At 73.5% G+C, this 12865-nt stretch carries 10 protein-coding genes; 2 read left to right on the top strand and 8 right to left on the bottom strand.

The annotated features are described in order from the left end of the window. Nucleotides 1-775, bottom strand: a 775-nt coding sequence (locus tag AB0G56_RS29340; RefSeq protein WP_360974841.1) for a maltotransferase domain-containing protein, incomplete at its 3' end; no start/stop codon positions are given. Nucleotides 776-1093: 318 nt separating this feature from the next. On the opposite strand from AB0G56_RS29340, the gene AB0G56_RS29335 reads away from it, so the two are divergent. Continuing rightward, nucleotides 1094-3763: a glycosyltransferase family 1 protein gene (locus tag AB0G56_RS29335; RefSeq protein WP_360974838.1), complete on the top strand. Its 2670-nt coding sequence runs from the start codon at nucleotides 1094-1096 to the stop codon at nucleotides 3761-3763. 48 nt (nucleotides 3764-3811) lie between these two features. Here AB0G56_RS29335 and AB0G56_RS29330 read toward each other — a convergent pair whose 3' ends face one another. From AB0G56_RS29330 to AB0G56_RS29300, 7 genes are all read right to left on the bottom strand, one after another. After that, a complete protein-coding gene (locus tag AB0G56_RS29330) occupies nucleotides 3812-4333 on the bottom strand; it encodes a DUF1990 domain-containing protein (RefSeq protein ID WP_360974835.1) in 522 nt (173 codons plus the stop codon). 71 nt (nucleotides 4334-4404) lie between these two features. Beyond that, a complete protein-coding gene (locus AB0G56_RS29325) occupies nucleotides 4405-6063 on the bottom strand; it encodes a M4 family metallopeptidase (protein WP_360974832.1) in 1659 nt (552 codons plus the stop codon). Between the two features lie 282 nt (nucleotides 6064-6345). After that, entirely contained in the window at nucleotides 6346-8394 is a 2049-nt protein-coding gene (locus tag AB0G56_RS29320) for a M4 family metallopeptidase (RefSeq protein ID WP_360974829.1), read from the bottom strand. A 453-nt stretch (nucleotides 8395-8847) separates the two neighbouring features. Then, a complete protein-coding gene (locus AB0G56_RS29315) occupies nucleotides 8848-9621 on the bottom strand; it encodes an alpha/beta hydrolase (protein WP_360974826.1) in 774 nt (257 codons plus the stop codon). A 152-nt stretch (nucleotides 9622-9773) separates the two neighbouring features. Then, nucleotides 9774-10208 carry a hypothetical protein gene (locus tag AB0G56_RS29310; RefSeq protein ID WP_360974823.1) on the bottom strand — a complete coding sequence of 145 codons (435 nt, stop codon included), beginning with the start codon at nucleotides 10206-10208 and terminating at the stop codon, nucleotides 9774-9776. A gap of 23 nt (nucleotides 10209-10231) precedes the next feature. Then, a complete protein-coding gene (locus AB0G56_RS29305) occupies nucleotides 10232-10894 on the bottom strand; it encodes a 1,4-alpha-glucan branching protein (protein ID WP_360974820.1) in 663 nt (220 codons plus the stop codon). A gap of 36 nt (nucleotides 10895-10930) precedes the next feature. After that, nucleotides 10931-11527 carry a TetR family transcriptional regulator C-terminal domain-containing protein gene (locus AB0G56_RS29300; protein ID WP_360974817.1) on the bottom strand — a complete coding sequence of 199 codons (597 nt, stop codon included), beginning with the start codon at nucleotides 11525-11527 and terminating at the stop codon, nucleotides 10931-10933. A gap of 95 nt (nucleotides 11528-11622) precedes the next feature. Between AB0G56_RS29300 and AB0G56_RS29295 the strand changes: the two genes are divergently transcribed. Beyond that, entirely contained in the window at nucleotides 11623-12861 is a 1239-nt protein-coding gene (locus AB0G56_RS29295) for an FAD-dependent monooxygenase (protein WP_360974814.1), read from the top strand. Nucleotides 12862-12865: the final 4 nt, after the last annotated feature.

Genomic DNA, 12865 nt, shown 5'->3' with positions numbered 1-12865 from the left:
CGACCTGGAGGGGCAGCGGGTCCGAGGCGGTGACCAGCTCGCGCAGGGGGTGGCGGGCCAGGACCGCGTCCACCTCCGGCGTCAACGCCGCCGCCAGCCGGGACGCGGCCGGCCGCTGCCCGTCCCGCAGGGCCGCCTCGGCGGCCAGCACGGTGTCCCGTTCCGGCCCCTCGGGCACCCCGGCCGCCGCCCGGGCGTACAGCAGGGCGCCCTCCGTCAGCACCAGCTCGGTGTCGAGACCCGCCGGGATCTTGATCCGGGCGTGCCGGCGCCAGGTGGTGACCGGGTCTCCCCACGCCTGAACGGTGTACGTCCAGCGGCCGGGCTCGCCGGCGGTCACGGTGGCGCCCCAGCGGTCGGTGCCGGGCGCCAGTTCGCGCATCGGCGTCCACGGGCCCGGCCGCCCCTCCGGGTCGCGCAGGACCACGTTCGCCGCGACGGCGTCGTGTCCCTCGCGGAAGACGGTGGCCGAGATCTCGAACGACTCGCCGGTGACCGCTCTGGCGGGCCTGCGGCCGTGCTGGACGACCGGCCGGACGTCGAGGACGGGGATCCGCCCGACGGCGGTGGCGTCCCGGGCGGGGGGCGGCCCCGGGGGTGCGGCCGGCGGTGAGGACGCGCCCGCGGCGGGCGGCCGGAGCGGGCCCGGGGGCGCGACGGCGTCGGCCGCGGGCGCCGCCGGGTCTGCCGGTGCCGCCGGGTCCGCGGCGCGTGGCCTGCGCGCGCCTTTCCTGCCGTTGGCCGGGGGTGGTGCCGAGTGGTGCGTGGCGGGCATGACCGCTCCTGTCCGCGTCAACGAGGGTGTGGGCGGATGTCAGTGGGGAGGTTGGTCCTGCGGAGTCCTACTGTCGGGCGTACCGCAGGAGCCTTCCCACCCTTTTCGGGTGAGCAATCCGGGACTTTGTTAACTACTCGCGTGTATGTCCACACACAAAGTTGGCCGTGTCTTGGTCCACCCGGCGGCGTAGCCCCCAGCGGCGCCCGCGCCGGCACCGGTACCGTGCTGTGTGACGGGGCGCACAGTGCCGTGCGTCCTGCCGGCGAAGCGCACCGTGCCGTGCGGCCATCAGCGAACGCGCCCAGGTGGTGGAATGTGAAGGCGATCCGTCGGTTCACCGTCCGTCCCGTTCTCCCCGAGCCCCTACGACCCCTCAGCGAGCTGGCCCGCAATCTGCGCTGGTCATGGCATGCGGAGACGCGTGACCTCTTCCAGTCCGTCGACCCGGAGTACTGGGCCGCGAGCGGCGGCGACCCGGTCCGTCTGCTGGGCGGAGTGTCCCCGGCCCGGCTGGCCGAGCTGGCCGCCGACCGCCGCTTCCTGCGCCGGCTGACCGCGGCCGCCGACGACCTGCGCGACTACGTGAGCGGCGAGCGCTGGTACCAGGCGCAGCCCTCGGGGCTGCCCGCGGGTGTCGCCTACTTCTCGCCCGAGTTCGGCGTCACCGCTGCCCTGCCGCAGTACTCCGGGGGCCTCGGCATCCTCGCGGGCGACCACCTCAAGGCCGCCAGTGACCTGGGCGTACCCCTGATCGGGGTCGGGCTGCTGTACCGGCACGGCTACTTCCGGCAGTCCCTGTCCCGGGACGGCTGGCAGCAGGAGCACTACCCGGTCCTCGACCCCAACGAGCTGCCCGTCACCCAGGTGCGCGAGGCCGACGGCAGCCCTGCCAGGGTCTCGCTCGCGCTGCCCCGCGGCAAGGCCCTGCACGCCCGGATCTGGCTGGCACAAGTTGGCCGGATCCCGCTGCTCATGCTGGACTCCGACGTCGAGGAGAACGATCTCGGCGAGCGCCAGGTGACCGACCGGCTGTACGGGGGAGGCAGCGAGCACCGGCTGCTCCAGGAGATGCTGCTGGGCATAGGAGGGGTGCGTGCGGTGCGGACGTACTGCCGGCTCACCGGGCACCCCGAGCCGGAGGTGTTCCACACCAACGAGGGACACGCGGGCTTCCTCGGCCTGGAGCGGATCGCCGAGCTGGGCGAGCGGGGCCTCGACTTCGACGCGGCCCTGGAGGCGGTGCGCGCGGGGACGGTCTTCACCACGCACACGCCCGTCCCGGCCGGCATCGACCGCTTCGACCGGGAACTGGTCGCCCGCCACTTCGGACCCGACGCCGAACTGCCCCGCATCGACGTCGAGCGCATCCTCCGGCTGGGCATGGAGACCTACCCGGGCGGGGAGCCCAACCTGTTCAACATGGCCGTGATGGGGCTCAGGCTCGCCCAGCGCGCCAACGGGGTCTCGCTGCTGCACGGCGGGGTCAGCCGGGAGATGTTCGCCGGGCTGTGGCCGGGCTTCGGCCCCGAGGAGGTGCCCATCACCTCGGTCACCAACGGCGTGCACGCCCCGACCTGGGTGGCCCCGGAGGTGTTCCGGCTCGGCGCCCGGCAGATCGGCGCGCAGCGCGCCGAGGACGCGCTGTCGGTGGGCGGCTCCGACCGCTGGGACTCGGTGGCCGACATCCCCGACGAGGACATCTGGGAGCTGCGCCGCGACCTGCGCGAGCAGCTGGTCGCCGAGGTGCGCCGGCGGGTGTGGGCGGCGTGGCGGCAGCGCGGTGCGGGCCCGGCCGAGCTGGGCTGGGTCGACGACGTGCTGGATCCCGGGGTGCTCACGATCGGCTTCGCGCGCCGGGTCCCCTCGTACAAGCGGCTGACGCTGATGCTGCGCGACCGGGACCGGCTGATGGACCTGCTGCTGCACCCCGAGCGGCCGGTGCAGATCGTGGTCGCGGGCAAGGCGCACCCGGCGGACGACGGCGGCAAGCGGCTGATCCAGGAGCTGGTCCGCTTCGCCGACGACCCGCGCGTGCGCCACCGGATCGTCTTCCTGCCGGACTACGGCATGGCGATGGCGCAGAAGCTCTACCAGGGCTGCGACGTGTGGCTGAACAACCCGCTGCGCCCGCTGGAGGCGTGCGGCACCTCCGGCATGAAGGCCGCCCTGAACGGCTGCCTCAACCTGTCCGTGCTGGACGGCTGGTGGGACGAGTGGTACCAGCCCGACTTCGGCTGGGCCATCCCGACCGCGGACGGCGGCGCCCCGCTGCCCGCGACGGCCGGCGCGGAGGCCGACCACCGCGACGACGTCGAGGCCGCCGCCCTGTACGAGCTGCTGGAGGGGCGCATCGCGCCCCGTTTCTACGAGCGCGGCCGGGGCGGTCTGCCCGACCGCTGGATCGAGATGGTCCGCAGGACCCTGACGCTGCTGGGCCCGAAGGTGCTGGCCGGCCGGATGGTCCGCGAGTACGTCGAACGTCTGTACACCCCGGCGGCGCACGCGCACCGCGCCCTGGACGCGGACGCGGCCCGGGGGCTGGCGGCCTGGAAGGCGCGGGTGCGGGCGGGCTGGCACGAGGTGACGGTCGACCACGTGGAGACGTCCTGCCCGGTGGCCCAAGGCGGCGGGGAGCCGTCGTCCACGGCCACCGCCGAGCTCGGCTCCACCCTGGGTCTGCGGGTGCGCGTCGGCCTCGGCGGCCTCGGTCCGGAGGACGTCCGGGTGCAGGCGGTCTCGGGGCGGGTCGACGAGGAGGACCGCATCACGGACGCCACCGCGGTCCCGCTGAAACCGGCGGGCAGCCCCGATCCGGACGGCCGCTGGGTCTACGAGGGCCCGCTCTCCCTGGACCGCACCGGGCCCTACGGCTACACGGTCCGCATCCTGCCCGACCACCGCCTGCTCGCCTCCCCCGCGGAACTGGGCCTGGTGACGGTGCCGGCCGAGGACGCGGGCGACGGAGCGGGGGTGCTGCTGCGCTGACCGCGGGCCGTCCGGGGCCGCCGGGCGGGGCCCGGCTGCCGGTGCGGGTCAGGTGCCGTCGCCGAGGCCGGCGCACAGGCGGCGCAGTACCGTGCCGCAGCGGCGGGCGTACGCGTGCTGGAAGCCGCGGGCCGCCGGGCCGCCCGCGCGGGCGTACCACTTGGCGGGGCGGCTGAAGGCGGTCACGGTCAGCCAGACCGTGCCGTCCCCGGTGCGGTCCACGACGAAGGACTCCTCGCCGGTCTCGGGGTGGCCGGGCAGCGTGCCGTAGGCCCAGCCGGCGCGGCGGGGCTCGTCGAGGGTCCAGACGATCCGGCAGGGGGCCTTGATCACCCCGGCGAGCGTGACGGTGACGTCGGCGCCGGGGGCGGCCCGCTCGGCGCCGGTGTGGATGCCCACACCGGCGGCGCGGTGCAGTTCCCAGGTGAGGACGGCCTCGGCGGCGCGCCGGAAGACCTCCTCGCCCTCTCCGATGCGGGTGCGCACGTGCAGGGGGTGGAAGCCGGGCGGGCAGTGGCCCTGCTCGCGGGTCGCGCCGACCTCCTCGTAGGTGAAGTCCTCCGAAGACATGGGACCCAGCGTAGGGCGGCACCCGGGTCAGTGGTCCTCCCGGGTGCCGCCCGTCGGCTGCCGCTCCTCGGTCAGTTGACGTTGACCCCGGACCAGGCCGCCGCGACCGCCTTGTACTCGGCGCTGGACGAGCCGTACAGGGCCGACGCCGCGTTCAGGGTCGCCGTGCGGGCGGCCTTGTAGTTGGTGGTCGACGTCATGTACGTGGTCAGCGCCTTGTACCAGATCTGCAGCGCCTTGGCGCGGCCGATGCCGGTGACCGTGGAACCGTTGGACGTCGGCGAGTTGTAGCTCACGCCGTTGATCGTCTTCGCACCGCTGCCCTCGGCCAGCAGGTAGAAGAAGTGGTTGGCGACACCGGACGAGTAGTGCACGTCCTTGTTGCCGACCGTGGAGGACCAGTAGTCGGCGGAGGCGCCGTCCTTGCTGGGCTTGTCCATGTAGCGCAGCGGGGAGCCGTCACCGTTGATGTCGATGCGCTCGCCGATCAGGTAGTCGCCCTTGTCGGCGGAGTTGTTGGCGTACCACTCGACACCGGTGCCGAAGATGTCGGAGGTGGCCTCGTTCAGGCCGCCGGACTCGCCCGAGTAGTTCAGCCCGGCCGTGTTGGAGGTGACGCCGTGGCTCATCTCGTGCCCGGCGACGTCCAGCGCGGTCAGCGGGTGGGTGTTGCCCGAGCCGTCGCCGTAGGTCATGCAGAAGCAGCTGTCGTCCCAGAAGGCGTTGACGTAGTTGCTGCCGTAGTGGACGCGGGAGTAGGCGCCCTGGCCGTTGTTCTTGATGCCGTTGCGGCCGAAGGTGTTCTTGTAGAAGTCCCAGGTCTCCTGCGCGCCGTAGGCGGCGTCGGCCGCGGCCGTCTGGTCGGAGGTGGAGCTGGAGGCGGTGCCGGTGCCCCAGATGTCGTCGGCGTCGGTGAACAGCGTGCCGGTGCCGGAGGTCTTGCGGGCCAGGTTGTACGTCTTGTGGCCGCCGCGCGAGCCGTCGGTCAGCTGGTACGTGGAGCCCGACTTGGTGGTGGTGAGGGTCACCTGGCCCGAGTACAGGGTCTTGCCGGTGCCGGTCTCGATGCCCTGGTACTCGTAGAGCTTCTTGCCGGTGGCGGCGTCGGTGATGACGTGCAGCTGGTTCGGGGTGCCGTCGTCCTGGAGGCCGCCGACGACCGTCTCGTAGGCGAGGACGGGCTTGCCGCTGCCCGCCCAGACGACCTTGCGCGGGGCCTGGTCGGCGGCGGTCTGCGCGGAACCGGCGTCCTTGGCGAGGGACACCGCCTGCTGCTCGGCCTTGGCGGCGGTGACCTTCGGGGTGAGCGAGGCGACCTTGATGGCCGCGCCGGTGGCCTTGGTGACGCCTTCGGTCTTCCCGGCCTTGGAGGTGTGGACGATCAGGTCGCCGCCGAGGACCGGCAGGCCGGCGTAGGTGCGCTCGTATCGGGTGTGCACCGTGCCGTCGGCGTCCTTGACGACGTCCTTGGCGACGAGCTTCTCCTGGGCGCCGAGGCCTATCTGCCGGGCGGTGCCGGTCGCATCCGTCTGCGCCTGCTGGAGCAGCGAGGTGCGGGCGGCGGTGGTGAGGGCGGCGGGGGCGGCGGCCAGGGTGGTACGGCCGCTGGAGTCGGCCGGGGTCTGGGCCGAGGCGCTGGTGGTCAGGCCGGTGCTGAGGAGGGCTCCGGCGGCGACGGCGGTGGCGACGGCCAGCATGGTGCGCTTGTGACGCAGGTGGCGGGGAGTCACACAAGCTCCTTATGTGGGGGGCCCGGCCGGCGTGGGGGTGCCGGCCGGACGGGAGGTCGGTTGCTGTGCTCGTGCGGCGGGTGGAGAGAGAGTGACATCAGGGACGCGTACATGTCAGGACCCCGAGGTGATGTTGGCCGAAAGTTGACTGTCCGGTTCGTGTTTCGGCAGTGTGAACGGGCGCCGCCCCGGGTGCTTCACCTCCGGAACGGCGCCCTGTCCTCGGGGGACTTGGGGTCCGGCGACGGCATGCGGCCCTCGCCGGTCGCGCCCGTCCGGCCTTTACGGGAAGGTCAGCTTCCAGCCGTCGATGTAGCCGGTGTCCTGCGGGCCCTTGTCCTGGACGCGCAGCTTCCAGGTCCCGTTGGCCGCCGACGCGGACGCGTTGACCGTGTAGGTCGCGTGCACGTCCGGCGTCGGGTCGTAGCCGCTGCTCTTGAGGCGGTACGTCGACCCGTTGGGGGCGACCAGGTCGATCTGGAGGTCACCGCTCCAGGAGTGGACGATGTCCACCGAGACCTGGAGGTTGGAGGGCGCCTTGCCGCTGCGCCCGGAGACCGTGATGGACGAGGTGACCGCCGAGCCGTAGTCCGGGATGTTCACGTTCGAGGTGTTCTCGAACGAGGTGCCGCCGCCGCCCGGGTCGCCGCCGCCGGAGCGCGACCCGACCGCGACCCCCGCCCACGCGTCCTGCACGGCCTTGTACTCGGCGCTGGAGGTGCCGTACAGCTCACCGGCCGCCGCGAGCGTACCGGTGCGGGCCGCCGCGTAGTTGGTGGTCGAGGTGAACTTCGTGGTCAGCGCCCGGTACCAGATCTGCAGCGCCTTGTCCCGGCCGATGCCGGTGACGGGCAGCCCGTCCGCGGTGGGCGAGTCGTAGCTGACGCCGTTGATGACCTTGGCGCCGCTGCCCTCGCTCAGCAGGTAGAAGAAGTGGTTGGCGATGCCGGACGAGTAGTGCACGTCCTTGTTGCCCACGCCCGAGTACCAGGAGTCGGCGGAGGCGCCGTCCTTGCTGGGCTTGTCCATGTAGCGCAGCGGGGTGCCGTCGCCGTTGATGTCGATCTTCTCGCCGAGGAGGTAGTCGCCCTTGTCGGCGGAGTTGTTGGCGTACCACTCGACACCCGTGCCGAAGATGTCGGAGGTCGCCTCGTTCAGACCGCCGGACTCGCCCGAGTAGTTGAGTCCCGCCGTGTTGGAGGTAACGCCGTGGCTCATCTCGTGGCCGGCCACGTCGAGTTCGGTCAGCGGGTCGGCGTTGCCCGAACCGTCGCCGTAGGTCATGCAGAAGCAGCTGTCGTCCCAGAACGCGTTCACGTACGAGTTGCCGTAGTGGACGCGGGAGTAGGCCGCCGCACCGTCGTTGCGGATGCCGTTGCGGCCGAAGGTGTTCTTGTAGAAGTCCCAGGTGACAGCCGCGCCGTAGTGGGCGTCGGCGGCGGCGGTGGCCGCGTTCGACGTCGTGCCGTCGCCCCAGGTGTCGCTGGACTGCGAGAACAGCGTGCCGGTGCCGGACGAGCCGTGGTTGAGGTTGTACGTCTTGTGGCCGCCGCGCGCCCCGTCGTTCAGCGTGTACGCCGAACCCGACTGGGTCGTCGTCAGCGCGACCTGGCCGCTGTACTGGGTGTTGCCGACACCGGTCTCGATGCCCTGGTAGCGGAACAGCTCCTTGCCCGTGTTCGCGTCGGTGACGACGTGCAGCTGGTTCGGGGTCCCGTCGTCCTGGAAGCCGCCGATCACCGTCTCGTACGCCAGCACCGGCGTGCCGCTCGCCGCCCAGATCACCTTGCGGGAGGACTGGTCCACCGAGGCCTTGGTGCTGCCGAGCGTCCTGGCCCGCTGCACGGCCTGCTTCTCGACGGTCGCCTTCGACACGCTCGGGGTGAGGCTGCGGACCTGCACGGCCGCGCGGGTGGCCTTGAGCACGCCCTCGGTCCGGCCCGACTTCGCGGTGTCGACCACCAGGTCGCCGCCGAGGACCGGCAGGCCGGCGTAGGTGCGCTCGTAGCGGGTGTGGAGGGTGCCGTCGGCGTCCTTGACGACGTCCTTGACGACCAGCTTCTCCTGGGCGCCCAGGCCCAGGTCCTTCGCCGTGCGCGCCTTGGCGCCGTCGGCGTCGCGGACCAGCTCGGCCCGCTGCGAGGGCGTGAGCTTCACGGCGACGTGGGCCGGGTCGGGCTTGCCGGCGTGCGGGGCCTGCGCGGGGGCCGCGCTGGCGGCGCCCGACTGGACGGCCGTGGCGATCAGCGCGGCGACACCGGCCAGGGCGATGCCCGCCGCCCGGCGGTGGGTGGTGTGGGAGGTGCGTCTGCGAGAGCTGCTGCTACTCAACACTGACTCCTTCTGCGTGGCCACGGGTCGCGCGGCCATGGGGGAGATCCGGACGCGGGGTGAGCGGTCCGGGCAGAACTGCGAGTACGCGGAACCAGGTGCGGACGTGCGAGATGCGGACGTACGAGATGCGGACGTACGAGATGCGGAGGTGCGACGTGCGGACGTGCGCCGTGCTGACGTACGAGGTGCGGGCCGGGCCACAGTCCGCAAAACGGTGGGGGGTGCTGTGGGGCGACTGAGAACGGCCGAGGGGAAGATTGGCAGGAGTACGCGACCGTTGTCAGGAGCGCGTCATCAAGTTGGCTGGAAAACGTTCGTTGTCCGGAAGTTCATGTTCGGTATACGAACCGGACGACCGGGGCGGCCCGACCGGCCCCGCCCCGGGCCCCTTGCGACGGGGATCGGGCAGTTGCCAGACTGGGAGCCGGCCGGGCGCTGTTCGGGCTCCGGTCAGGCCGTCGGGACCGCGGCCGTCCGGCTCGGGTGCAGGTGCCGGGTGAAGAAGCGGACCGCGCTGTCCGCCTCGAAGCGGGGCAGTTCCTTGTGCCTGCCCGCGTTGGCGTGCAGCGTCTTCTCCGTGGAGGCGAAGGCGTCGAACAGGGCGAGACCGGAGCTGCGCGGGATGTGCTCGTCGTCCCACTGGATCAGGAACTCGACCGGGACGGTGATCCGCCGTGCCGCCTCGGCGAGGGCGTCGGGCCAGTGGACGCCGAGGACCGCGGCGGTGATCCTGGGCTCGGTCGCCACGAACGGCACCCCGATCGCGGTGCCCATGTTCAGCCCGAAGTAGCCGACCGGTCCCTCGGCGCCGATCTCCGGCAGCCGCTGGAGCGCGTCCAGGGTCGCCCGCCACTCGGGTACGGCACGCTCCGCGAGCCGGGCGTTGTAGCGGACGACGATCGGGCCTTCCGGCTCGCCCGCCTCCCTCGCCCGGTACAGCGCGGCGATCTCCTGCTCGTCGTAGGGAGTGCGGGGCCGGCCGCCGTGGCCGGGCGCGTCGACGGCGGCGACGTGGAAACCGCCGTCGGCGACGAGACGCCGCGCGCGGCCGACCATGCCCGGCCACTTCTTGTGCGTGCCGCCCCCGTGGCCCATCAGGACCAGGGGTGCGCGCTCGGGACCGGAGGCGGGCGACCAGAGCACGCCGGGGATCCCGGCCACGGTGAAGTCGCGTTCGAGCATGCCGTCCGAGGTCGTCCCGGCGGTGAACTGCACAGTGTTCATGAGGTGTTGCCTTTCGGGAGTGCCTTGTCATGCAGGCGCTCCCCGGCGACACCTACGCGGTTCGCCCGACCGTGGCGATGGGAGGGAGCACCCATGCGGATACAGCGTTCACGGGACTCACCTCCTCACCTCGCGTCACGGCCTCCGGCATGCTAGTGCCTTGGGCGCTGCGCTGGACAGCCCATTTCCGCCCCTGGGGCGGCCCGGTGCCGGCGCGACGGCACCGGGCGGGGGGCCGGGTACGCCGCCGAAGCTCGACCGCCGTTCGTGGCGGCCGTGCGGCGGGCCGCCACCGGGGTCATCCACAGCCGTGCCGCCCGGTCGCCGGCGCCGGTGGCGAGCAGGGTGCCGTCGGGAGAGAACGCGAGCGCGAAGACCGCGCCCTGATGGCCGGTGGGCTGCTCCACGGCTCGTCTCGTCGCCGGGTCCCACAGCCGTGCCGCCCGGTCGCCGTCGCCGGTGGCCAGCAGGGTGCCGTCGGGGGAGAACGCGAGCGCGAAGACCGCCCCCGCATGGTGCAGCGGCTCGCCGACCGGCTCCTGGGCGCGTACGGGTCCGTACGGGCGTCCGCCGTCCGGCCGGGGCACACCCGTACGGATGCCCGGGCGCCTCAGTCCCGGGCGCCGGTGTGCAGCACCGCGAACACCCCCCGGGCACGGGAGCCGTCCGGCTGCTGCCAGGGGCCCGCCACGTGGCCGGCCGCCGTCGTCGGCGGGAGCGGTGCGCCGTCGCCCGGGGCGGGGGTCAGGACCCGGTGCAGACGGAGCAACGTGCCGTCGCCTGCGGTCAGTTCCGTCGCCCGGGCGGTGTCGTCGGCCGTGGTGAAGGCGGCGGGGACCGGGGCCGGGGCGGTGTGAGAACGGGTGATCTCGCGGTCGGGGGTGTCGCTGACGCTCTGCGCCTGGGGCTCGGCCCGGCCGTCGATCAGGGCCGCCAACTGGGCGATGAGGACCGGGTCGTGGCAGCCGTCGTACGCCCAGCGCGGCCCCAGCACCCCGTGCTCCATGGTGCCGACCAGGGCGTGTTCCGCGCCGTCTAGCGGGGCGGCGCGGTAGGTGAGGGGCACCAGGTAGGTGGCGGGGCGGGGGCCGGAGGCGTCGTTGACGACCATGAACTCGATGCCGACCTCACCGTTGGGGTCGTCGAGGCGGAAGCCGCCCGTCTTCGTCAACTCCGGTGCGGGCGAGCCGGCGTACCACGGGCGGGTGGGCAGCCAGGCGGTGAGCAGTTCGAGCTTGGTGGGCTTGACGGTGGTGCGGTGGATGACAGCCATGCCGGGGATTGTGCCCCGTCGGGCGGGCGGGGCCCCTCACCGCCGCGCATCCGCCGGGGGCTCGGGGCGCAGCGCACCCGCCACCAGGGCGCGGATGTCGGTGGGCGACACCGTCCCGCCGTTCACCAAGCGGTCGAAGACCAGGCCGTCCACGCAGGTGAGCAGGGTGATCGTGCGGGCGTCGGCGTCCGCTTCCGCAACGCCCCGCGCGGTCAGGAAGGCGCGTACGGCCTCCCGTGCCGTGTTCTCGCGCGGGGTGAGGATCTCGCGCAGCTCGGGGTGGTGCACGCTCTCGATCGCGCACGCGTAACGGGCCAGCGAGCGCTCCCGGCCTTCTCCCGTCAGGCGCTGTGCGGACAGGGCGGCGATGCCCGCCACCAGGTCCTCCGGGTGGCGCGGCACCGGAGTGCGCTGCCCCGCCTCCTGGAGTTCCGCCTGGTCCAGGGCGACCAGGCGGCGGACCAGTGCGGTCAGCAGGGCCCGGCGCGTGCGGTAGTAGGCGGAGGTGGTGCCGGAGGGGAGGCCGGCCGCCCGGTCGACGGCGCGGTGGGTCAGCCCGCGCACCCCGTGGCGCGCGAGGACGGCGATGGCCGCGTCGGCGAGGACGGTACGGCGGTCGGTGGGCTTGGACACCCCCTATTTCTACACCTGTAGAGGGGAGGCGTACGCTTCTTCTACAGATGTAGAAGCACGGGGCGCGGGTGCCCGGTGCGGGGGAAGGGGTCGGCATGGGCGGTACAGCGGCGGTGGTGGGCGGGGGCATCGGCGGGCTGGCCGCGGCGATCGGCCTGCGCGCGGCGGGCTGGGAGGTCGTGGTCGCCGAACGCGCCCCGGTCCTCGCCGACGTCGGGGCGGGCATCTCCCTGCACGCCAACGGCATGCGTGCCCTGGACGCCCTCGGCGTCGGCGAGGCGGTGCGCGCCGCCGCCCGGCCGCAGTACACCGGGGGCACCCGCACCCCCGACGGCCGGTGGCTGGCCAGGATGGACGGCGCCGCCCTCGAACGGGAGCTGGGCACCCCCATCGTCGGCATCCCCCGAGCCGAGCTGCACCGCGCCCTGCGCGCCGCCCTGCCGCCGGGGTGCCTGCGCACCGGGACGGAGGTGACGTCCGTGGACGACACCGACGGCGGGCGGATACGGGTCCTCCTGGACCGCGGCGGGGAGGACGACGGGGACGGGGGCGATGGCGGTGGCGGGGACGGTGGTGAGAGCGCCCGCCGCGCCGAACGCGTCGGCCGGGCCCTCGACGCCGACCTCGTCGTCGCCGCCGACGGTGTCGGCAGCCGGCTGCGCGGCCTGCTGTTCCCGCACCACCCCGGTCCCGCCTACAGCGGTTCCACCGTCCTGCGCGCCGTCACCGAGCACCCGGTGGACCTGCGCACCGACTTCGAACTGACCTGGGGCAGGGGAGCCGAGTTCGGGCACATCGCCTTCCGCGACGGCCGCGCGGAATGGCACGCCGTGCTCAACTCACCGCCCGGAGTGCGCCCCGCCGACCCGCTCGCCGCGCTGCGCCGCCGGTTCACCGGCTGGCACGACCCGGTCCCCGCGCTGCTCGAAGCCACCCGGCCCGACGCCGTCCTGCACCACGACATCCACGAACTCACCGTCCCGCTGCCCTCCTACACCGTGGGACGTGTCGCCCTCCTCGGCGACGCCGCCCACGCCATGACCCCCCACCTCGGCCAGGGCGCCTGCCAGGCACTGGAGGACGCGGTCACCCTGGCCGTCGCCCTCGCCGCCGAACCGGTCCTCGGGCGGGCGCTGGCCCGCTACGACGCCGAACGCCGCCCGCGCAGCCAGGCCGTGGCCCGCGCCGCCCGCCAGGCCGGCCGGATGGGCCAGCGGCTCACGCATCCGCTGGCGATCGCCGCCCGCGACGGCGCGCTCCGGCTGGCCCCCTCCGGCGCCACCATGCGGGCCGTACTCCGCCACGCCGACTGGACCCCGCCGAAACTGCCCTGACGCA

The organism is Streptomyces sp. NPDC021356, from assembly GCF_040641015.1.
Classification (GTDB): domain Bacteria; phylum Actinomycetota; class Actinomycetes; order Streptomycetales; family Streptomycetaceae; genus Streptomyces.
The sequence above is the reverse complement of the archived record's forward strand: the minus strand, read 5'-3'. Positions and strand labels throughout refer to the sequence as shown.